We start from the raw sequence: 21468 nt of genomic DNA, 5'->3' as shown, positions 1-21468 counted from the left end.
GCTAGTCCCCCGCGGATCCAAGACGGGCACGGGGGTGCTGCACGCCCGGGTGAAATCCGCGATCGAGCAGGACGGCGCTCGTACGGGCCGGGTCAGTACACGTCCCGCACGTACCGCTTCTCGGCGCCGAGCTGCTTGACGTACGCCGCCGCCTCGGCCTCGTCCATGCCGCCGTGGACGGTGGCGATCTCGCGGAGGGCCTGGTCGACGTCCTTGGCCATGCGGGAGGCGTCGCCGCAGACGTAGAAGTGGGCGCCGTCGCGGAGCCAGGACCACAGCAGGGGCCCGTGCTCGCGCATCCGGTCCTGGACGTAGACCTTGGCCCGCTGGTCGCGGGAGAAGGCGGTGTCCAGGCGGGTGAGCGTGCCCTCGGCCAGGAACGCGGTCAGCTCCTGCTCGTAGTAGAAGTCCGTCGCGCGGTGCTGTTCGCCGAAGAACAGCCAGTTCGGGGCGCGGTGGCCGCGGGCCCGGCGTTCCTCCAGGAAGCCGATGAAGGGCGCGATGCCCGTGCCGGGGCCCACCATCACCGCCGGTGTTGCAGGGTCGGCGGGCGGGCGGAAGTGCGGTGCCCGCTGGACCCGGACCGGCACCGGAGTGCCGGGCTCGGCGTCGGCGAGGAAGGGCGAGCAGACACCCTGGCGGGGCCGGCCGGCCAGGTTCTCGTACCGGACGACGGAGACGGTCAGCGACACCAGGTGGGGGTCCGTGAGAGGGCTGGAGGATATGGAGTACATGCGTGGTTGCAGGCGCCCCAGCAGGTCGGCCCACTCCTGTGCCCCGGCCCGGATGCCGAACCCGGCGACCACGTCGACGGCCTGGCGTCCCCAGGACCACTGCGCCAGCTCGCCCTTGTTGTCCGGGCGCAGGAGCTTGCGCAGCTCGCGCGGGTCGCGGACCCGGTCGGCGGTGAAGCGGAGCAGGTCGGAAGTGATGCGCGTGATGTCCAGGTGGCGCAGCAGGGCCTCGGCGAACGGCAGCTCTCCGACGCTCCCGATCCGAACGGCCGCGTCCGCGTCCAGACCGCTCACGGCGAGCCACTCCGTCACGAGGTCGGGCGAGTTGACCGGGTGAACGGCCAAGGCGTCCCCGGCCTCGTAGACCAGCGGGGTGTCGCTGTCGCGGGTGTCGAAGGTGAAGCGGCGCACTTCCTTGCCCGCGCCGGGCAGGCTGAGCAGGCGGTTGCCGGTGAGGCGGGCGGTTACGGGGGCGGGACGGCGGCTCGGCCGGGGGGCCATGGGAGTTGCCGAGACTGAGGCGGCCTCGGCGGGGACCGGCTGGTCGGTGGTCTTCAGTTCGGTGAGCACCTGGTCGAGCCAGGCTCCGGCCGCCGTCTCGTAGTCCGGTTCGCAGTCGGTACGTGGGGCCAGCCGTATCGCGTCGAGCTCTTCCAGGCGCCGGTCGAGGCGGCGGCCGTGGCCGCAGAAGTCGTCGTAGGAGGAGTCGCCGAAGGCCAGGACCGCATAGCGCCTGCCCTTCAGGCGCGGGGCGTCGGCTGCGGCGAGGGCGTCCCAGAACCCCGCGCCGTTGTCCGGGGCGTCGCCGTCACCGAAGGTGCTCGTTATCAGCAGCATGTCGGCGTCGGACGGCAGCGCGGCGGGGTCCGCCTCCGCCATGGGCAGGAGGGAGGCGGCATGGCCGTCCGCGGTCAGCCGCTCCGCCGCCGCGCCCGCGAAGTCCTCCGCGTTCCCGGTCTGCGACGCCCAGAGGATCACGACCTGACGGCGAAGGGAGTCGGTGGTCGGTTGCACGCTTCCGCCGGGGCGGTACGCGGCGGACGGCGGCGCCTCGGTCCTGGAGTACATCCCGGCCAGTACGCCGTTCACCCACAGCGCGTGCTCCGGGGTGAACGGGGCGTCCGGCGGGAGCACCGGCACGCCCGGGAAGCCGGACGGTATGCCGGCGAGGAAGCCGGTCAGATAGCGGCGTTCGTGTTCGGTCAGGACCGGCGGCGGCGCGGGGTCCAGCCCGAACACGGAGGGAGCGGACAGCGCGGCGGACGGTGCGGCGCCATCGGCCGGGGTCGGGGCCAGGGCGCCTGCCGGGGCCGGAGTCCGCACGGTCACCGGGGTGGCCGCCTTGCTCAGCGAGACCGCGCACACCTTGAACTCGGGCTGGAACGACAGCGGGTCCACGGCGTCGCTGGTCACCGCGTTGACACTGAGGTACTCGCCGAACAGGTCGTTCCAGTGGAACGGCGCGAAACAGCAGCCCGGCCGCACCCGGTCGGTGACGACCGCGGGCAGCACGGCCCGCCCGCGCCGCGAGGCGACCTCCACCGAGTCCCCCTCGGCGAGGCCCAGTCGGGCGGCGTCCCGCGGGTGGATCTCCACGAACGGTCCGGGGTTGAGCCTGTTCAGCTTGGCCACCTTGGCCGTCTTGGTCAGGGTGTGCCACTGGTGCTGGAGGCGGCCGGTGTTGAGGACGTAGGGGTAGTCGTCGTCGGGCATCTCCGCCGCCGGGATGTGCGGGCGGGCGTAGAAGACCGCGCGGCCGCTCGCGGTCGGGAAGGTGGGCGAGCCGGCCCTTCCGTCCTCGCCGACGTACCGGATCGGATTGCGGTCGGGCCCGTCCTCGTCGGCCGCCGGCCATTGCACCGGAGTGGTGCGCAGGCGCTCGTAGCTCACTCCGCGCAGGTCCCAGCCGCTCGCCGGGTTCCACGCGCGCTTGATCTCCTCGAAGACGTCCTCGGCGCTGTCGTACGCGAAACCCTTCTCGTAACCCATCTCACGGGCCACGGCGGCGATGATCCGCCAGTCCGCCGTCGCCTCGCCGGGCGGATCGGCGGCCGGCTGGGCCAGGGTGAGGTTGCGCTCACTGTTGATCAGCACGCCCTCGGTCTCGGTCCACAGCGCGCCGGGCAGGACCACGTCGGCGTACGCGTTCGTCTCCGTCTCGGCGAACACGTCCTGCGCGACGACGAACTCGGCGGCCTCCAGACCCTCGATGACCGTCTTGCGGTTCGCGACGGAGGCGACCGGGTTGGTGCAGATGATCCAGCACGCCTTGATGTCCCCGTCGGCCATCTTCCGGAACATCTCGACCGTGCCCTTGCCGACGCCGTCGGCCCGCAGGGTGCCCGGCTCCAGCTTCCACAGCTCCTCGACGAAGGCCCGGTCGGCGTCGACGAGGACCGAGCGCTGCCCGGGCAGCCCCGGCCCCATGTAGCCCATCTCCCGGCCGCCCATCGCGTTGGGCTGACCGGTGAGGGAGAAGGGGCCGGAGCCCGGGCGGCAGATGGCACCCGTGGCGAGGTGCAGGTTGACCAGGGCGTTGGTGTTCCAGGTGCCGTGCGTGGACTGGTTCAGGCCCATCGTCCAGCAGCTCGTCCACTCCCCCGCCTCGCCGATCAGCCGGGCGGCCGCGCGGATGTCGTCCTCCGGGATGCCGGTGATCTCGGCGACGGTGGCGGGCGGGTAGTCGGCGAGGAAGGCGGGCATCGCCTCCCAGCCCTCGGTGTGCGCGGCGATGAAGCCGGGGTCCGTGTGACCGCTCGCGTGCAGCAGGTGCAGCAGCCCGTTGAGCAGAGCGAGGTCGGTGCCGGGCCTGATCTGCAGGAAGAGATCGGCCTTGTCGGCGGTGGCGGTGCGCCGCGGGTCCACGACGATCAGCTTGGCGCCCGCCGACTTCACCCGCTCCATCATGCGCAGGAAGAGGATGGGGTGGCAGTCGGCCATGTTGGAGCCGATGACGAAGAAGACGTCGGCCTTGTCGAAGTCCTGGTACGAGCCGGGCGGTCCGTCCGCTCCCAGCGACAGCTTGTAACCCGTTCCGGCGCTCGCCATGCACAGCCGGGAGTTCGACTCGATCTGGTTGGTGCGTATGAAGCCCTTGGCCAGCTTGTTCGCCAGGTACTGCGCCTCCAGGCTCATCTGCCCGGAGACGTAGAGGGCGACCGCGTCGGGACCGTGCTCGTCGATGATCGCGCGCAGGCGGCGGGCGGTCTCGGCGACGGCGGCCGCCAGGGGCGCGGGCCGCGGTTCCTCGCCACGGTCCGGCCGGACGAGGGCGGTGGTGAGCCGGCCCGGCGCGGCGAGCATGTCGGCGGTGGTCGCGCCCTTGGTGCACAGCCGGCCCGAGTTCGCCGGGTGCTCCTTGTCGCCCGTCGCCTTCAGGACCGTACGCCGCCCGTCCGGTCCTCGGCCGACATCGAGGACCATGCCGCAGCCCACACCGCAGTACGAGCAGACCGTCCGCACCTTCGTCGTGCCCTCACTCCGCGAGCCCGGCGCGGCCACGGGCGCCTCCCTCTCCTGTGCTCCACCTGATCTCACTCTTCGTGACCGTACGAAGGGCTCATTACGGAGGTGTCTCCGTGTCCGATCAGCGGGAGTTACACCCGCCGCACAGGGCTCGGGAGCAGGGTGTGAGCACGGTGCCGCCGGTACCTGGCAGGGGACAGCCCCGGTCGGCGAGGAGGCCGTCCGGGGCTGGACCCGTGTGGATGTGCCGGCGGTGGTGCACCCGAGGCGCGAGCCGCGGGCGGGCGGGTCAGCGGCGGTGGCTGCCCGCGTGGTCGCCGTGGTGGTGCTCGCCGACGCTGTGGAGGTAGTGGACGCCGCCGTGGAGGTAGTGGTCGACGCCGTGGTGGCCGAGACCGGCACCGTGGTGGCGGAAGCCTGCGTGCTGCCATCCGGCCCCGTCGCGGCGGCCGATGTCCCCGGCGCGGTGGCTACGGCCCCAGGAGAGGGTGTCGACGAGGCGGCCGCGAGCGTCGCGCAGGGTCGCGGTGTCGGAGTTGACGTCCCACACGCGCGTACGGCGGTCCTGGTACAGGTCGGTCCTGGTGTCCCGGCCGACCCCGGTGTGGACACGGACGGTGGCCCGGCCCGCCAGCCACACGTGACGGAAGGTGTAGGAGTGGCCGTCCCGGTCGGACAGCGTCCAGCTGCCCAGGTTCATCGCGCGGCGGGAGTCGTTGGTGATGTCCACCCACTGCTTGTTCAGCGAGCGGTTGGCACGGTCGTCCCGTCCCTGCCAGGCGTGCTGTACGCCGCTGATGTGCACCACTGCCCGGTGCATACGGCCGGGCTGGTGGCCGGCGGCCGCGGCCGGGATCGCCATGGCCCCGACCATGGCGGCGACCACGGCCGCGGCGGCGGTGATACGGCGGACGGAAGAAGAAGCGGACACAGTGTCCCCCTTCGCGAGGATGCGCGGGTAGGCGGCCGGTCGGCCGCACGGCCACACCCTGCAGTCTTCGTCCCGTTCTAAGCCGGTAACACACATGGCATTACGGATCCAGCAACAATCCATGACTCTCGCATGCAATGGCCATTTACATCACGAATGCCGGACTTTACCGATGCATCAGCCTTGTGCCACTGGAATACGGGCCCGGAGTCGGCCCGCCGCCCATGCGGCCACCCGAAAGTGAGCAACGAACGCTACGCCGACCGGAGCAGCCGCATGAGTGACGTGGGGGCGAAGGTCAGCGCACGGGGAGGGCAGGGGTGTGTTCGATGCGGACGGCGTCCAGGTCCCGCGGGTCGAAGCCCAGCAGCCGCAGGATCGTCGGCGCGATCTGCGTGGTGTGCACGGGTCCGTCGACACGTACGCCGTGCGGGGTCGCGGCGCCGGAGACGACGAGCGGAACGTCGAGGTCGTCGGCGTGGGCGCCGCCGTGCTCGGCGATCTTGCCCTTGCCGCCGGTGTAGACGACGCCGTACTGGGCGACGCCGATCAGGTCGGGCACCCGGGAGTCGCCGGGCCGGACGTGGAAGTACCTGGCGGCGTCCGCACCCGCGTAGAGGGTCTGCAGACCGCTCGCGGTGAAGGGCCTGGCCTTGCCGTCGATGTCGTTGCCCGTGCCGGACCGGGCCAGCAGGTAGGCCTTGGCGAAGTCGGTGGCGGCCCGGGACCGGTCGGTGAGCCAGATCAGCATGGCGTCGTCGTCCACCGCGTGGGCGACGAGATCGCCGGAGCCCGGGTGGGCTGCCTTCCAGGCGGAGTTGAGGCCGTCGAGCAGCGGGCCGTCGTCGATGCGGGTCAGCGCCTTGGGATCGGTCGGCGACTGGCCGTGCTTGGAGGAGAGGATGACGGTGGTGCTGTCGGCGAGGTGCCGCTTGCGGAGTTCGGCGAGGAAGGCGCCGACCTGCTGGTCCACGAATTCGAGGTTCTTCACCACAAGGGGCCCGGGGACGCCCTTCTCCTGGTAACCACCCGCCAGGCCGTCCGAGTTGGGCAGCTTCTGGGCGGTCGAGACGGACTGGAAGTTCATGCCGAAGACCGCCGGGGTGCCGACCTCGTGGGTACGGCTGTGGTCGTAGCCGTCGATCTCGTTGAGCACGGCTTGCGCCTTGTACCCGTCGTACTGCTCGGTCGCGGCGTTGTCCTTCGTCCAGTCGCCGGCGTCGTAGCCGATGGCCTTGCTGTTGATCTCAGGCGTGAACAGGTCCTGAATGCCCTTGCCCGAGGGGCCGTTGAGGATGTCGTAGGCGGCGTGCTTGTCGGACCACGCGGTGCGCAGGCCGCCCGTGCGGACCACGTCGAAGACGGTGTTCACCCGCAGGTAGGAGTGCGGGTAGAGCGGTCTGCAGGTCTTCGGGTCGACCGGAAGCTTCGACGGGTCGACGAGGCGGGCGGGGTCGCCGGTCATCTGCAGGATGCTGCCGGGCAGACCGCTCAGGCCCTGGCCGGCGTCGAGGGAGTCCTTGTTCTTGTCGAGGTCCTCGGTCAGGTCCACCTCGGCGCCGGGCTTGGCGCCGGTGCACTGGGTCGTACCGGCCGGCAGGAGGGCGGAGCTGTAGGTGTCGTCGTAGAAGACGCCCGTGGTGCCCGGGGTGCCGCCGGTGAGCTGGCCGACCATGCCGGGAAAGGAGTCCGAGGGGTTGGTGGTCGCGGCGTGGGTGTACTGCACGCCGCCGGCGGTGAGCCGGGCCAGCGCCGACTGGGGGTGACGGGCGATGTACCAGGCCAGGTCGGACTGGTGCAGACCGTCGACGGACAGCAACAGGACATGGCGGGCGGCCGGGTGCGGGTGTACGGAGGCGTGCGCCGAGCCGGGCGCGGCGGCGCTGAGCGCGCCGACCGCGGCCAGCGCGGCCGCGGCAGCCGTGACGGAACGTGCGGGGTGGGCCGGGCGTCGGGACATGGCGTCTCCTCGGAGTGTGTGGAGCCAGCGAGCGGGTGCGAGTCGTGCACCGACATCCGAGGGGCGGAACATGTACACAAGCAGGCCGTCACATCCTGTTCAGCCCAAGAAACGCATCGGCACGGGCAAAGACTTCGGCCGCCTGACCGACGCTCAGGCGGCCGTCTTCGCGCGAGGGAACGGTCTCGCCGCATCCGTGTACGGCATTGCCTGAACGCGGCATCACCGACCCGGCCCGGAGGCCGGGACTACGAGCGACGCACACGGTCCCATGCGCAACCTCCTGCACGACGGTTCATCATGGCCGTCCGCCGAACTGCCAGTTGTGGACCTCGATGTCGGCATACCGGTCCGCGGTCAGCACGGCGCGCGCCGCCTCCGGGTCCGGTGCCCGGACCAGCGCTGCCGTACCCAGCCAGGTATTGCCGTCGTCGGACAGCAGTGGGCCGTATGCGATCAGCTCGTCACGGTCCTGAGGCACGGCCAGGTCGGCGGCCTGTCCCTGGCCGAGCCCGAGCACGAGGAATCGTCGGCCGCCGGTCCGCCCTCCGGAGAAGTCCCACATGGTGCGCCCCAGCACGTTGCGCCATCGGCGCAACAGCACGTCACGGTAGACACCGGCCTGGTAGCCGGGTTCGTCGAAGGCAAATGCGCGGGCGGCGGCGGGATCCGGCAGGTCGACGATGTGCACGCTGCCCGTGGGCACCTCGCCGTCGCCGGTGAGGGTCGGACCGCGGGCGATCATCTCTTTGTCGAACCGGTCCATGTAGGACCAGTGCGCCTCCAGCAGCTGCATGCGCAGCGCCAGGGAGTCTCGCCGATCGCGGTGGTAGCAGAAGAATTCCATGCCCGCAGTCTGTCGGTCCTGGCCACACCGGCACAGCGGTTATCCGTGATCTTCGTCGCGGCGACCGGGCCCAAGGCACCGTAGAGTCCCGGGACATGAGCAGTGACGCAACCAGCGAGCAGTTGCAGGGGATGGCCGGCACCGCCGGATACGGGGAGGCGGCCGAGGCGTTGGCCGAGCAGTACGAGAGCGTGACCTTCGCCGAAGTGCACCGCGAGGTGCTGCACCTGTTCCCCTCCCGGCCGAGCAGAGTGCTGGACGTCGGGGCGGGCAGCGGGCGCGACGCGGCGGCGCTGGCTGCCCGGGGTCATCGGGTCGTCGCCGCCGAACCCACCGTCGAACTGCGCTCGCTGGGCCGGCGCCTCCACGCCGGCCAACAGATCGAGTGGACCGATGACGCGCTGCCCGAGCTGCCCGGCCTGACCGCAGCGGGGAGCCGCTTCGACTTGATCCTGCTCACCGCGGTCTGGATGCATCTCGACGAAGAGCAACGAGCTTTCGCGATGGCAAGTCTGGCCGGGCTGCTCGCGACCGGCGGCCGGATCGTCCTCTCCCTGCGTCACGGCCCGGTGCCGACGGGCCGCCGCATGTTCCCCGTCACCGCGCAGGAGACGATCGACCTCGCCCGCAGACACGGCCTGGACCTCCTCCACCACGCCCAGCGGGAGGACCCGCATGGCCGTGCGGGAGTGTCCTGGACCTGTCTCGGCTTCCAGTTGGACGAGGTACGGGGCGTCGCGGACGGCATCCTCGGGCAGTGACCACGGTCATCCCTCGGTCCGATCACGATCACCGAGGACTCACTGCTGCCCGGCGATGAGCGCGGGCAGTTTGCGCATGTCGTGGAAGACGGTGGTGCCAGGGCCTTCGAGTCGTCCGGCCGGGGTGAGGCCGCCGGCGTACCCGAAGGCACGCATGCCGGCCGCCCTGGCGGCCAGGACACCGGGCCGGCTGTCCTCGACCACCACGCAGGCGGCGGGATCGACCCCCATGTGCCGGGCGGCGTGCAGGAACAGGTCGGGGGCAGGCTTGCCATGGGCGACTTCGGTGGCACTGTGGATGCGGCCCGCGAATCGGTCGTAGAGCCCGGTGCGACCGAGAGTGTGGCGCATCTTGTCATGGGAGCCGCTGGAGGCCACGCAGGTCGGCAGCGCAATCGCATCCAGCGCCTCGGGCAGTCCGTCAACGGGGGCGAGATCGGCGTCCACGGCCTCGCGGTGGAGCTGTTCGAACCGCTCCGCCCATATCGCCGCGGTCTCCTCGCCGAGCCGGGCGGCGACCTGCCGGCGAATGGCGGCATGGGAGCGGCCGATGAAGCGGTCGACGACCTCTTTCTCGGTGAGCGGCCAGCCCAACTCCGCACCGAGAGCGACCTGGACGCGTGCTGCGATGCGCTCACTGTCGACCAGCACACCGTCGCAGTCGAATATGACGAGCTCAATCGGCTTGATCATCCTGGCAGCATAGGGGCTTGTCGATCATGTCGCGACGACCTTTCCCCGGGGCGCTGCACGCTCCGCCCCACCCTGATGACTTCTGACGCCGGCCATGGGCACGCTCCCCGCAGGTCTCGGAGGCTGGGGCGTCCGACACCGGCCCGGCCGTGGTGCACGAGGGCGGCCCACCCGGCGTTGTTCGGAGTTCGCGGACACCCGGAGGGGTGCGTGGTCCAGGATGGCCCCATGGCAACCGTCCTGGCCTTTCACGCCCACCCTGACGACGAGGTGATCCTGACGGGAGGCACGCTCGCGCGTGCCGCGGCCGAGGGGCATCGTGTGGTGATCGTGGTCGCCACGGACGGGCTCATGGACGCCGTGCCGGAGGGCGGGGCGCCACGGCTGGACGAGCTTCGGGCGAGCGCTGCCGTGCTGGGCGTGCGGCGTGTGGCGCATCTGGGGTATGCGGACAGCGGCCACGGTGCGCTGCTCCATCCGGATCCGCCGGACCGGGCACGTTTCCTGCGGGCGGACGCGGAGGAGGCCGCCGCCCGGCTGGCCGCCGTCCTGCGCGAGGAAGAGGTGGACCTGCTCCTCAGCTACGACGCACAGGGCGGCTACGGCCACCGGGACCACGTCAGGGTGCACGAGGTCGGCAGGCGTGCCGCCGAGCTCGCCGGGGTACCCCGGGTGCTGGAGGCGACCATCCCGCGCGATCGGGTGGCGCGCCTGGTGAAGCTGGTGCGTGTGCTGAGAATCCCGTTGCGGTTCGACGCGGACGCGGTGCGGACCGCCTTCACCCCGCGCGCGGCCATCACCCACACCGTCGATGTCCGACGGTTCGCGGCACGGAAGCAGGCGGCTCTCGCCGCTCATCGTTCGCAGGTGTCCGGCAAGGGTCGGCTTGCTCCGGTGATGAGGGCGCTGGTCCGGATTCCGGCCCCTGTCTTCGGATGGCTGCTCGGCCGGGAGTGGTTCGTCGAGGCACATGCGACGGCGGCATCCGACGTCGTCGGCGACATCTTCCGATCGGCCTCGTAGCGTCTGCCGACCGGCCTCGCGGCGCCTCCAGCCGGCCTCACATCCGTTCCGGTGCCGAGACGCCGAGCAGGTGCAGGCCGTTGTGCAGCACGCGTTGGCCGGCCTCCGTCAGCCACAGCCGGGCCCGCGTGCGGTCGTCCGGGGCCTCGCCGGCCCGCGGCAGGCCCCGGCAGGCGTCGTAGAAGCGGTGGTACGTGCCGGCCAGCGCCTCCAGGTAGTGCGCCACCCGGTGTGGCTCGCGCAGCGTGGCCGCGGTGGCAACGACCTGCGGGAACTCGGCCGGCATGCCCAGCAGGTCCACCCTGTGACATCGGTTTTCCGCCGGCTGGAGTTCACCAGCCCGTGACGCGTTCCCAGAATGCGTCGATGGCCGGTGCCGGGCCGCCGATGGGGCGGGTGCCGTCGACGACGTGATAGCCGCGGTGCTGGGCTGCGGTGGCGCATGCGTGGTTGGGCAGGATGCGCAGGCGGGTGCCCACCGGCAGGTCGGGCAGGCCGGCGCCGTCGCGGGCCGTGAGCGTGCCGTGCTCCTGGCTCGCGGCCGTCATGACCAGGCCCGGGACGAGGTTGCCGGCGAGGTCGGTGACCAGGCCGTAGCCCTGGTCCTGGGCCTGCGCGGCCGTCCCGCGGTCGCGCGACATGGCCATCCAGCCGCCGTCGGTCATGATCCACCCGTACTCGGGGCGGCGACCGATGACGGTCACGACCACCGACAGGGCGATGTCCTCGACCCGGCAGACGCCCAGACCTGCCATGACCAGGTCGAAGAAGACGTAGTTCCCGGCGCGCAGTTCGGTGACGCCGGTGAGGTCCTCGGCGGCGTGCGCGGTGGGGGTGGAGCCCACGCTGACGACGTGCACGGGCAGGCCGGCCGCGCGCAGTCGCTCGGCGGCGGCGACGGCGGTGTCGCGTTCGTTCTTCGCCGCCAGGCGCTGTTCCTCGGCGGTGTGGGCGAAGTAGGACTCGCCGGCGTGGGTCAGGACGCCGTCCAGACAACCCTCGTCGTGCAGGATGCGGCCGATCTTGGTGAGCGCCGGGTCGTCGGGCTCGAGACCGCCTCGGTGGCCGTCGCAGTCGATCTCGATCTGGGTGGGCAGGGGGATGCCGGCCCGGCGGGAGGCTGCGGCGACGAACGACGCCTGTTCGACGCTGTCCAGCAGGATGCGCAGGGTGACGCCACGGCGCAACAGTGCGATGACGCGCGGGAGTTTGTGCGGGTCGATGCCGACCGCGTACGTGATGTCGGTGTAGCCGCCGTCGGCGAACGCCTCGGCCTCCGCGAGGGTGGAGACGGTGACGGGACACGGTGTGCCGGAGTGCAGGAGGGCGGCGGCGTCGAGGCTCTTGGCGGTCTTCACGTGCGGGCGCAGGGTGACCGCGAGACGGTCGGCCCTGGCCTTGAGGCGGGCGACGTTCCGCCTCATCGTGTCGGCGTCGACGACGGCGAACGGGGTGTCCGGATCGGCCAGGGTTGGTACGGGGGCCGAAGCGGTGGTGCTCTCCTGGGTGTTCACATGAGGGTTCACAGAACGGTGGACCGCTTTCTTCGGAAGGGCGGGGGTCCAGGTCTCCGGACGGGTATGCGACGCGGACTCGGGAGCCGCTGCCGCTACTTGGCGTAGTTGTAGACGGTCGCCCGGGAGACACCGAGCAGGTCCGCTATGGTCTGTGCCGCGTCGCGCGAGTCGAAGTAGCCGTCCCGCTGCAACTGTCGTACAAGCGCCTTCTTGTCCTCCCGGCTCAGCGACCGGGGAGTCGCCGCGCGCTCCGCGGCGTGTGCCTCCACCGCCTGACGCAGCTCGCGGGCGGTGCGGTCCCGCAGGGTCTCCAGGGACTGCTCGCGGTGTTCGGTGTCCGTGGCCAACAGGTTGGACAGGGTCAGGGTCACCGGCGACAGCACGGACACGTCCAGGTTCAGGCAGAGAGCCGCGATGTACTCCCCCGCGGCGTTCTTGATGCCGATGGACGTGCTCTTCGCGGGGCGGCCGTCCGGGAACCGATTGGGGTAATTCTGAATGATGCTGGGGTAGTCGGGATCTTCGATGCGGGCCAGGCCCAGCTCCGTGGCGGAGTCCCCGACCCGACGGCCGGAGAGGTTGTTCTCGATCGCCCGGATCGCATGCTCGGGCTCCCGCAGGTCGTGCAGCACCACCTCGCACAGCCCCGGGAACATGCGCCCCAACGCCATGGCGATCTTCTCGGCCTCACGGATGAGGTGTTCGTCAGCCTCAGCCTCTTCCACGGGAAGCCTCTCCACAGAGTGGTTAGATCAATTTTCCATCTCTGGATACCCAGTCTAGATCAGGCTTCGTGTTTGTCCAGCGGGTGGCGGTAGGTCTCTGCCAGGGCGCTGATCGTCCGTGCCATCAGCGCCCGCAGTCCGGCGGGCGCCACGACCTCCGCCTCGGCACCGAGACGCAGCAGCAGGCCGACCGCGTGTTCCTCGGACTCGATGGGGATGACGGCCTGGACCAGTCCGTCGGGACCCGGTGGCCCGGCGCTGTCCCGGGCGGCGCGTGCAACTGCCGGTTCCAGGAGGTCGGGCAGTTGCGCCAGGATCCGCGGTGTCAGTCGTACGACGGCTTCGCCCCGGAGCCTGCGGGCGTCGAAGTCGGCCAGGTAGGTCTGCCAGTGCGCTCCCAGGTCGAAGTCGCGGGGGCGCTCGAAGCGGTCCTCCAGCACCTGGATCCGGAGGATCTGGGAGACGCGGTAGGTACGGACGGCTTCCGGGCGGGCCGCCACCAGGTACCAGCGGCCGGACTTGAGGACCAGCCCGTAGGGGTCAAGCGTCCGGGTCACCTCCTGGGGAGCCTTCCACCGCCGGTAGCGGAGGCGGATTCGGCGCTGTCGCCACACCGCGTCGGTGACGGCGGCCAGGTGCGGGGTCGGGTCGGCTTCGGCGTACCAGCCGGAGGGGTCCAGGTGGAACCGCTGCCGTATCTCACCGGTACGGCCGCGCAGTTCCTCGGGCAGGGCGGCCATCAGCTTGAGCTGGGCGGTGGCGAGTACGGTGCCCAGGCCGAGGTCCGCGGCGGGTCCGGGCAGTCCGGCCAGGGAGAGTGCCTCCGCCTCCTCGCGGGTCAGCCCGGTCAGCCGGGTGCGGAAGCCGTCGACCAGCCGGTAGCCGCCGTCGTGACCGGGGTCGCCGTAGAGCGGGACGCCGGCCGCGGCGAGCGACTCCATGTCCCGGTAGACCGTGCGGACGGACACCTCGAGCGCGTCGGCGAGCTGCTGGGCGGTCATCCGGCCGCGGGTCTGGAGCAGCAACAGGACGGACAGCAGTCGGCTCGCACGCATGACGGAAGTCTGCCGCAGTCCACTGACAGAGGTTGTCAGGGAAGCCGGTCTACTTTTCCGGCGGGCGCCCGCCCAACGCACGGACAGCAAAGGACATCCGCAGATGAACGCTCCTCTTCCCGCCCTCCGCAAGCCCGGTATCGGTGACTTCGACTTCCTGGTGGGCACCTGGCACGTGACGAACCGGCGGCTCGTCGCACCGCTGACCGACTGCACCGAGTGGGACCGCTTCCCGGGCACGGTCGTGTGTCACAGCACGCTGTTCGGCGGAGCCGCGAACCTGGACGAGATCAGCTTCCCCACCAAGGGCTTCAGCGGCCTGACACTGCGCCTGTTCGACCCCGTTCGCGCGGAATGGTCGCTGAACTGGGTGAGCAGCCGTACCGGGCTGCTGCAACCGCCCGTCGTCGGCCGGTTCCACGACGACGGACACGGCGAGTTCTACGGCGCCGACACCCACGAAGGCACCCCGGTCCTGTGCCGCTTCGTCTGGTCGCAGATCACCTCGGTATCGGCCTGTTGGGAGCAGGCGTTCTCGACCGACGGCGGGCAGAGCTGGGAAACCAACTGGACCATGGACTTCCGCCGGACCGGGAAGGATGCCGCATGACCAGCGCGCCCGCCGCGCCGGAACTCTCGGCTCGGCCCGTCGGGAGTCTGACCGTCTGGCAGGGGGCCGCACTGTACGTCGGCGCGGTGCTCGGTACCGGGGTGATCGCCCTTCCCGGTCTGGCCACCCGGGCGGCCGGACCGGCCTCGCTGCTGGCCTGGCTCGGGCTGGTCCTGTTGTCGGTGCCGCTCGCGGCCACCTTCGCCGCGCTGGGCGCCCGCTACCCGGACGGCGGCGGCGTCTCCACCTACGTGCGGCACGCCTTCGGCGCGCGGGCGGCTGCCGTGGTCGGCTGGTGCTTCTACTTCGCCGTACCCGCCGGTGCTCCGGCGGCGGGCATGTTCGCCGGGGCGTACGTCGCGACCGCGCTCGGCGGCGGCCGGCGCACGGTACTGGTCACCGCTGCGGTGCTGCTGGTCCTGGTGGCCGTGGCCAACGGATTCGGTCTGACGGTCTCCGGCCGTCTGCAACTCGCCCTCGCCGTGCTGCTCGTCACGCTGTTGCTGACCGCCGTGCTGACCGCGCTGCCGCACGCCCGCCTGCAGAACCTGCATCCGTTCGCGCCGCACGGCTGGCCCGCGATCGGCTCGGCCGCGGCGCTGCTCGTGTGGAGCTTCGCGGGCTGGGAGGCCATCACCCACCTCGCCGCCGACTTCCGCCGACCGGCGCGCGACCTGCCCCGTGCCGCCGCCGTGGCGGTGGCCGTCGTAGGCGTGCTGTACCTCGCCGTAGCCGCCTCCGGCGTCCTGGTGCTCGGCCCGGCGGCCGGGACCTCCGACGCCCCGCTGGCCGAACTGCTCGCCCTCGGCATCGGCGGCACGGTCCACGTGCTGGCCGCGGCCGCCGCGCTGCTGCTCACCCTCGGCACGATGAACGCCTACTTCGCCGGCGCGGCCAGACTGGGCGCCGCGCTCGGCCGCGACGGCGCGCTGCCCGCCCGGCTCGACCGGGGCGGCGGCGCCGGCGAGGTGCCGCGCCGCAGCCTGGGCGTCGTGACGGGGCTCTCCGGCCTGGCTCTGGCCGCCACCGCGGTCGCCGGCGTGGGACCACAGCCTCTCGTGCTGCTCACCACCGGGTCGTTCGTGACCGTGTACACCCTGGGAACGGCCGCCGCTGTACGGCTCCTGCCCCGGGGCAGTCTGCCGTACCGCTGCGCGCTCCTCGCGCTCGTCGCGGTCGCCGCCCTCCTCGTCATGACGGGCTGGTACCTGCTGTGGCCCCTGGTCATCACGGCGAGCGCGCTGTGCTACCTGCGACGGCGCCGAGCGGCGGGTTCCGTGACGAGCTGAGCCGAGCCGAGTCTTTCGAGGCCTGGTCAGCTCGTGAAGACCAGGGTGACGTTGTGGCCGCCGAAGCCGAAGGAGTTGGCCAGTGCCGCCGTCCACCGCCCGGTACGGTTCGCGCCCTGTACGACGTCGATCTCGACCTGCGGGTCGATCTTCTCGAGGTTGCGGGTGGCCGGCACGGTGCCCTCCTTGAGTGCCATGACGGTGGCCAGGGCGCCGACGGCTCCGGAGGCGCCGAGCATGTGGCCGGTCATGGACTTCGTCGCCGTCACCACGGCGTGCGTGCCGACGGCGCGGCGGACGGCCTCCGCCTCCGCCAGGTCACCGGACTCGGTGGAGGTGGCGTGGGCATGGACGACGCCGATGTCCTCGCGGCCCAGCCCCGCGTCGCGCAGCGCCTGTTCGATGGCGAAGACCTGGCCGTCCGCGTCGGAGGCGGTGATGTGGTGCGCGCTGGAGGTCACGGCGCTGCCCGCGAGGGTTCCGTGAACCCGTGCGCCACGGGCCCGGGCGAACGCGGGGCGTTCCAGGACCATCATCCCCGCTCCCTCCCCCATCACGAACCCGGAGCGATCGCAGTCGAAGGGCCGGGACACCGACGCCGGGTCCTCGGACCTCGTCGACAGCGCCTTCATCTGGGCGAAGGCGGCGATGGTGAAGGGGTGCAGACAGGCTTCCACGCCGCCGGCGACGACCACGTCCACCCGGCCGCTGCGGATCAGGTCCTGGCCGAGGGCGAGTGCCTCCGCGCCCGAAGCGCACGCGCTGACCGGTGTCCGGGCGCCGCCCTTCGCGCCGAGGTCCATGCTCACGCAGGCCGCCGGCCCGTTGGGCATGAGCATGGGCACGGCGAACGGCGACAGCCGGCGTACGCCGCTGCGCTCGAAGATGTCGTCCTGGCCGAGTGTGGTGAGGACACCGCCGGTGCCGGTGCCGATGACCACGGCGAACCGCTCGGGCTCCACCTGCGGAACTCCGGCGTCCTGCCATGCCTCGCGTGCGCTGAGCACGGCGAGTTGCTCACCCCGGTCCAGCTTCCTCGCCTCGACCCGGGGAAGCATCGTGGCGGGATCCACCGGGAGGCCGGCCGCGACGTGCACCGGCAGGCCCGCGGCCCACTCCTCGTCGAGAAGAGAGACACCCGACACCCCGGACAGCAGTCCCGCCCAGGTCGAGGGCGCGTCGGCCCCCAACGGGGTCATCGCGCCGAAACCCGTCACCAGCACTTCGCCGCTGTCCGTCATCCGTACCTCTCCTGGGTCGAGGACTTATGGGATCTCTACAAGATCCCTTTCGCTTCCGCCACGATCATTTCAGCGAGTCGGGAGGCAGTCAGGACGGGCACGGAACAATTTCGCCGCCACGGTTTGTCGTGTGTCCATAAAACGCGACCGGCGGCCCGCCCCGCTTCCCGGGACGGGCCGCCGGCGTCGGGCGGTGCTGGGTCACAGCGCGCGTTGCAGGCGGTCCGCCATCAGCTTGACGAAGCGGGCGGGGTCCTTGGGCTGGCCGCCCTCGGCGAGTACCGCCAGCCCGTGCAGGAGTTCCGCGGTCTCGGTGAGCTCGGTGCGGTCCTCACGTTCCTTGTACACCTGGTTGAGGCCCTTCACCAGCTGGTGGTCCGGGTTGAGTTCCAGGATCCGCTTGGCGCGGGGCACCTCCTGGCCCATCGCCCGGTACATGTTCTCCAGGGCCGGGGTCAGGTCGTTCGCGTCGGAGACGACACAGGCCGGGGAGACGGTGAGACGGGAGGACAGTCGCACCTCCTTGATGTCCTCGTCCAGTTGCTCCCTCATCCAGCCGAGCAGGCCGGCGTAGTCCTCGGTCTGCTTCTCCCGCTCGCCCTCGGAGGCGTCGTCGTCCTTGGTGCCGAGGTCGATCTGCCCCTTGGCGACGGACCGCAGCTTCTTGCCGTCGTACTCGCCGACGGCGTCGGCCCACACCTCGTCGACGGGGTCGGTGAGCAGCAGCACCTCGATGCCCCGGTCCCGGAAGGCCTCCATGTGCGGGGAGTTCTCGATGCTCTGCCGGGACTCGCCGGTGAGGTAGTAGATGTCTTCCTGGCCGTCCTTCATCCGCTCGACGTAAGCCTTGAGCGTGGTCGGCTCCGTGTCGTCGTGCGTGCTCGCGAAGGACGCGACGGCGAGGACGGCGTCACGGTTCTCGGGGTCGGTGACCAGTCCCTCCTTCAGGACGGTGCCGAACTCCCGCCAGAACGTGGCGTATCGGTCCCGGTCCTTGGCCATCATGTCCTTGACCGTGGACAGGACCTTCTTGGTCAGCCGTCGCCGCATCATCTCGATGTGGCGGTCCTGCTGGAGGATCTCGCGGGACACGTTGAGCGAGAGGTCGGCCGCGTCGACGACACCCTTGACGAAGCGGAGGTACGGCGGCAGCAGCGCCTCGCAGTCGTCCATGATGAAGACGCGCCTGACGTACAGCTGTACACCGCGCCGGAAGTCACGGGTGAACAGGTCGTGCGGAGCGTGCGCGGGGAGGAACAGCAGGGCCTGGAACTCGAAGGTGCCCTCGGCCTGCAGCCGGATGGTCTCCAGCGGGTCGCGCCAGTCGTGCCCGATGTGCTTGTACAGCTCGTGGTACTCGTCGTCGGACACCTCGTCACGCGACCGCGCCCACAGCGCCTTCATCGAGTTCAGCGTCTCGGGTTCGCGCGACTCGCCGCCCTCGCCCTGGTCCGGGAGCATCCGGATGGGCCAGGTGATGAAGTCCGAGTAGCGCTTGACGATCTCCCTGATCTTCCACGGGGAGGTGTAGTCGTGGAGCTGGTTCTCCGGGTCGGCGGGCTTGAGGTGGAGGGTGACCGAGGTGCCCTGCGGCGCGTCGTCGACCCCTTCCAGCGTGTACGTGTCCTCGCCGCGGGAAGTCCAGCGGGTGCCCCGGCTCTCGCCGGCGCTGCGGGTGACCAGGGTGACCTCGTCCGCCACCATGAACCCGGAGTAGAACCCGACGCCGAACTGGCCGATGAGCCCTTCCGCCCCGGCGGCGTCCTTCGCCTCCCGCATCTCCTGGAGGAACTGTGCGGTGCCGGAGTTGGCGATGGTGCCGATGAGCTGCCCGACCTCGTCGTACGACATTCCGATGCCGTTGTCCCGCACCGTGAGGGTGCGGGCGTCGTTGTCGATGTCGATCTCGATGTGCAGATCGGACACGTCGGCGTCCAGCGAGTCGTCCCGCAGCTTCTCCAGGCGCAGCTTGTCCAGCGCGTCGGAAGCGTTGGAGACGAGCTCACGCAGGAAGACATCCTTGTTGGAGTAGACCGAGTGGATCATCAGCTGCAGGAGCTGACGGGCCTCCACCTGAAACTCGAGCGTTTCAGTCGGCATGGTCGCGCATTCCTCCCAGGTGTTATCGCGGAACTGCTGCCAGCCACTGTAAAACACCATGTCAGGGCGGTGGCCGGATATGCGGGTGGTGGCTGGATTCAGACCCCGTGGCCAGGTGCGGATCCGGTGCGCGCCTGGATTACCTGAAAGGTCATCGACCGCGGAACGCACCTGCGGCAGGATCGTGATCAGCACAGCAGCCGACCGACGGAGGGACACCATGACCGCCTACGCGATCGCTCACCTGCAGGAAGCGGCTCCGCACCCGGAGATCGCCGAGTACATCGCGCGCGTCACCGCCACCTTCGAACCGTACGGCGGCCGGTTCCTCGTCCACGGCAGCGCGCACGAGGTGAAGGAGGGCGCATGGCCCGGGCATGTCGTCGTGATCGGCTTCCCGTCGATCTCCCAGGCACGCGCCTGGTGGGACTCGGACGAGTATCAGGCCATCGCGCCCCTGCGCTCCCGGCACATCGAGGGCGACATCATCCTGGTTCCGGGTGTCAGCGAGGACTACGACGCGACCGTCACTGCACGGGCCATGCTGGAGGCTCTTTCGGCCCGCGACTGATGCCGTGAGGTCATTGAGTTCGCCCGCAGTCCTGCTCCGCTCCGGGAGTCAGCCGAAGACATCGCGGTTCCGGCGCACGAATGCGGCAAGACCGACGGCCGCACGGCCGGTGAGATCGGGCACGGTCGAAGTGACGGTCTCGGCGCCGCCGTCGCGGTAGGCGCGGGCAACTTCTATCAGAGCGTCGGCGTGGAACTCGGGTGTCCCCCGACTCACCATCGCCGCGCGCGCTTCGTCGTCGGGCAGGCCCACATAGCGCACCGGCCTTCCGAGGACTCGGGAGAACTCCTCCGCGACTTCGGTGTAGGTCAGTGCCTCGGGCCCGGTGAGGTCATGGACGCGACCGTCGTGGCCCGCCGTGGTGAGGACGCGCGCGGCGACACGGGCGATGTCGCCGACGTCGATGAAGCTGATGGGTGCGTTGATCAGTGGCAGGCTGAACTCGCCTGCCGTGTGGATCGACGGCTGGCGCAGGAAGTTCTGCAGGTAGAAGTTGGGGCGCAGGATCGTCCAGGGCAGTCCCGAGGTGACCAGCTCCTGTTCAACGGGCCGATGCAGCCGGGCAATCGGCGACAGCCCCTCGTCGGCCCGCCAGACCGACAGCTTGACCACGCGGGTCCCGGCCGCGCGGGCGGCTTCCACCATGTTGATTTCGTGCGTCGTCTGGGCGGGGCCCGTGGCACCGACGAGAAACACGGTGTCGATGCCATCGAGTGCGGGCGCGAGCGTGCCAGGGACCGCCAGATCAAGCGTCACCGCGTGACCGCCGGACTTGATCGCATGGGCGGTCGTCCGCGGATCACGGTACGCCGCCCGCGCGGGCACGCCGTCGGCGGCAAGGCGAGCGAGGACGGCGCTGCCGACGTTCCCGCTCGCGCCGGTCACCAGAATCATCGTCATGTCCTCCGGTCGGTTACCCAGATGGTAAGCGCGCTCTCGCAGGCAGCCGGCCGACTGCGATCGGTTGGCGGCCGGCGGAAATTCCCTACCGCGGTGGCCCGAGAGGGCGGAGACTCATCGCATGGCTGACATGAGGTCGTTCCGGGAAGCGGTCACCGCGTGGGCGGCCGGTGGACCCGGCGATCTCGCGCGCGAGCTGGCCGAGCGGCTGCCCGTCCGGGCCGCCGTTCTGCTCGAAGGGCTGAGCGACGTCGCGGCGGTCGAGGCGCTGGCCTCGCGCCGCGACCGGGACCTGGCTGCCGAAGGCGTCTGCGTCCTGTCGATCGGCGGTGCGATGAGTGTCGGGCGCTTCGCCCGCCTCCTCGGGCCAACCGGCCTGGGCCTGCGCCTGACCGGACTGTGCGACGAGGGGGAGCGTGGCTACTACGCCCGCGCCTTGGAGGGCGCCGGCTCAGCACAGCGCGGGTTCTTCGTCTGTGCGGCGGATCTGGAGGACGAGCTCATCCGCGCGCTGGGCGTGACCCGGGTGGAGGAACTCGTCCGAGCGGAGGGGGATCTGCGCGCCCTGCAGACCTTCCTGCGCCAGCCCGCGCAACGGGGCCGCACCTCGCACCAGCAGTTGCGGCGGTTCTTCGGCACGAAGAAGGGGCGCAAGATCCACTACGGCCGCGTCCTCGTCGAGGCCCTCACCCCCGACCGCGTACCCGCGCCCCTCAACGACCTGCTGACCAGCCTCTGACCGCTGGGGCGATGTTCATCCGCCCCCGGGGTCCGCTGGTGGCCTCCGTGTCCCCCGGGGCGTGGAAGGAGCCGTCGCTGCACCGCGTTTCCGCCGTTCGTGGAGGGGCCGGCCCGGACGGCGCTCTCCGCGTGCTCCCCCGCGGCGCAGCAGTTCGCGGTATGCCGCGGTAGTACGTCGAGGATCGCCCAGGCATGAGACGAGGGCTTCGCTGTCGGTCCTGACGAATCCGAGCACGGCCTCAGTGCCGGCTTGCGTGACGGGCCCGGGCAAAGGGATTTCCGCTTCCGTGAGGACGGCCAGGCGC

Annotated in this window: 18 protein-coding genes; 6 read left to right on the top strand and 12 right to left on the bottom strand. The window is 70.9% G+C overall.

All coding sequences use genetic code 11. The annotated features are described in order from the left end of the window. Nucleotides 1-92: 92 nt before the first annotated feature. The 4 genes from ACWGJ5_RS03355 to ACWGJ5_RS03340 all read right to left on the bottom strand — a co-directional run bounded on the left by ACWGJ5_RS03355 (nucleotide 93) and on the right by ACWGJ5_RS03340 (nucleotide 7937). A complete protein-coding gene (locus ACWGJ5_RS03355) occupies nucleotides 93-4157 on the bottom strand; it encodes a molybdopterin-dependent oxidoreductase (protein WP_453308275.1) in 4065 nt (1354 codons plus the stop codon). Between the two features lie 331 nt (nucleotides 4158-4488). Further along, complete coding sequence (locus ACWGJ5_RS03350; RefSeq protein ID WP_453308080.1) at nucleotides 4489-5130, bottom strand: lamin tail domain-containing protein; 642 nt, start codon at nucleotides 5128-5130, stop codon at nucleotides 4489-4491. Nucleotides 5131-5428: 298 nt separating this feature from the next. Then, nucleotides 5429-7090: an alkaline phosphatase family protein gene (locus tag ACWGJ5_RS03345; RefSeq protein WP_453308079.1), complete on the bottom strand. Its 1662-nt coding sequence runs from the start codon at nucleotides 7088-7090 to the stop codon at nucleotides 5429-5431. 298 nt (nucleotides 7091-7388) lie between these two features. Next, on the bottom strand, nucleotides 7389-7937 hold the full coding sequence (locus tag ACWGJ5_RS03340; RefSeq protein WP_453308078.1) for a YciI family protein: 549 nt from the start codon (nucleotides 7935-7937) through the stop codon (nucleotides 7389-7391). 95 nt (nucleotides 7938-8032) lie between these two features. Between ACWGJ5_RS03340 and ACWGJ5_RS03335 the strand changes: the two genes are divergently transcribed. Next, a complete protein-coding gene (locus tag ACWGJ5_RS03335) occupies nucleotides 8033-8698 on the top strand; it encodes a class I SAM-dependent methyltransferase (RefSeq protein ID WP_453308077.1) in 666 nt (221 codons plus the stop codon). 39 nt (nucleotides 8699-8737) lie between these two features. Here the strand turns inward: ACWGJ5_RS03335 and ACWGJ5_RS03330 are convergent, their stop codons facing one another. Further along, nucleotides 8738-9391 carry an HAD family hydrolase gene (locus ACWGJ5_RS03330; protein WP_453308076.1) on the bottom strand — a complete coding sequence of 218 codons (654 nt, stop codon included), beginning with the start codon at nucleotides 9389-9391 and terminating at the stop codon, nucleotides 8738-8740. A 228-nt stretch (nucleotides 9392-9619) separates the two neighbouring features. Between ACWGJ5_RS03330 and ACWGJ5_RS03325 the strand changes: the two genes are divergently transcribed. Then, entirely contained in the window at nucleotides 9620-10414 is a 795-nt protein-coding gene (locus ACWGJ5_RS03325) for a PIG-L deacetylase family protein (RefSeq protein WP_453308075.1), read from the top strand. A 37-nt stretch (nucleotides 10415-10451) separates the two neighbouring features. On the opposite strand, the gene ACWGJ5_RS03320 is transcribed toward ACWGJ5_RS03325, so the two are convergent. The 4 genes from ACWGJ5_RS03320 to ACWGJ5_RS03305 form a co-directional block, all read right to left on the bottom strand. Further along, nucleotides 10452-10829 carry a DALR anticodon-binding domain-containing protein gene (locus tag ACWGJ5_RS03320; protein ID WP_453308274.1) on the bottom strand — a complete coding sequence of 126 codons (378 nt, stop codon included), beginning with the start codon at nucleotides 10827-10829 and terminating at the stop codon, nucleotides 10452-10454. Further along, nucleotides 10747-11940, bottom strand: a complete 1194-nt coding sequence (locus tag ACWGJ5_RS03315) for a DSD1 family PLP-dependent enzyme (protein WP_453308074.1) — start codon at nucleotides 11938-11940, stop codon at nucleotides 10747-10749. The genes ACWGJ5_RS03320 and ACWGJ5_RS03315 overlap by 83 nt, the downstream gene beginning before the upstream one ends. A gap of 83 nt (nucleotides 11941-12023) precedes the next feature. Beyond that, on the bottom strand, nucleotides 12024-12656 hold the full coding sequence (locus ACWGJ5_RS03310) for a helix-turn-helix transcriptional regulator (RefSeq protein ID WP_453308073.1): 633 nt from the start codon (nucleotides 12654-12656) through the stop codon (nucleotides 12024-12026). A gap of 59 nt (nucleotides 12657-12715) precedes the next feature. After that, nucleotides 12716-13711 carry a helix-turn-helix transcriptional regulator gene (locus ACWGJ5_RS03305; RefSeq protein WP_453308072.1) on the bottom strand — a complete coding sequence of 332 codons (996 nt, stop codon included), beginning with the start codon at nucleotides 13709-13711 and terminating at the stop codon, nucleotides 12716-12718. Nucleotides 13712-13814: 103 nt separating this feature from the next. On the opposite strand from ACWGJ5_RS03305, the gene ACWGJ5_RS03300 reads away from it, so the two are divergent. Next, complete coding sequence (locus ACWGJ5_RS03300; RefSeq protein ID WP_453308071.1) at nucleotides 13815-14321, top strand: hypothetical protein; 507 nt, start codon at nucleotides 13815-13817, stop codon at nucleotides 14319-14321. After that, nucleotides 14318-15610: an APC family permease gene (locus ACWGJ5_RS03295; protein ID WP_453308070.1), complete on the top strand. Its 1293-nt coding sequence runs from the start codon at nucleotides 14318-14320 to the stop codon at nucleotides 15608-15610. Before ACWGJ5_RS03300 ends, ACWGJ5_RS03295 begins: the two co-directional genes overlap by 4 nt. A 26-nt stretch (nucleotides 15611-15636) precedes the next feature. Here the strand turns inward: ACWGJ5_RS03295 and ACWGJ5_RS03290 are convergent, their stop codons facing one another. Then, on the bottom strand, nucleotides 15637-16851 hold the full coding sequence (locus tag ACWGJ5_RS03290; protein ID WP_453308069.1) for a beta-ketoacyl-[acyl-carrier-protein] synthase family protein: 1215 nt from the start codon (nucleotides 16849-16851) through the stop codon (nucleotides 15637-15639). A gap of 201 nt (nucleotides 16852-17052) precedes the next feature. After that, nucleotides 17053-18951 (bottom strand): molecular chaperone HtpG, encoded by a 1899-nt coding sequence (gene htpG, locus ACWGJ5_RS03285; RefSeq protein WP_453308068.1) that lies wholly within the window; start codon nucleotides 18949-18951, stop codon nucleotides 17053-17055. A gap of 220 nt (nucleotides 18952-19171) precedes the next feature. Here htpG and ACWGJ5_RS03280 point away from each other — a divergent pair, with 220 nt between their 5' ends. After that, nucleotides 19172-19522, top strand: a complete 351-nt coding sequence (locus ACWGJ5_RS03280; protein WP_453308067.1) for a DUF1330 domain-containing protein — start codon at nucleotides 19172-19174, stop codon at nucleotides 19520-19522. 48 nt (nucleotides 19523-19570) lie between these two features. Here ACWGJ5_RS03280 and ACWGJ5_RS03275 read toward each other — a convergent pair whose 3' ends face one another. Then, nucleotides 19571-20422: an SDR family oxidoreductase gene (locus tag ACWGJ5_RS03275; protein ID WP_453308066.1), complete on the bottom strand. Its 852-nt coding sequence runs from the start codon at nucleotides 20420-20422 to the stop codon at nucleotides 19571-19573. A 121-nt stretch (nucleotides 20423-20543) separates the two neighbouring features. Between ACWGJ5_RS03275 and ACWGJ5_RS03270 the strand changes: the two genes are divergently transcribed. Beyond that, a complete protein-coding gene (locus ACWGJ5_RS03270; protein WP_453308065.1) occupies nucleotides 20544-21161 on the top strand; it encodes a TOPRIM nucleotidyl transferase/hydrolase domain-containing protein in 618 nt (205 codons plus the stop codon). Nucleotides 21162-21468 lie beyond the last annotated feature (307 nt).

It is taken from the genome of Streptomyces sp. NPDC054783 (assembly GCF_053611725.1).
This window is presented reverse-complemented; position numbering and strand designations above follow the sequence as displayed.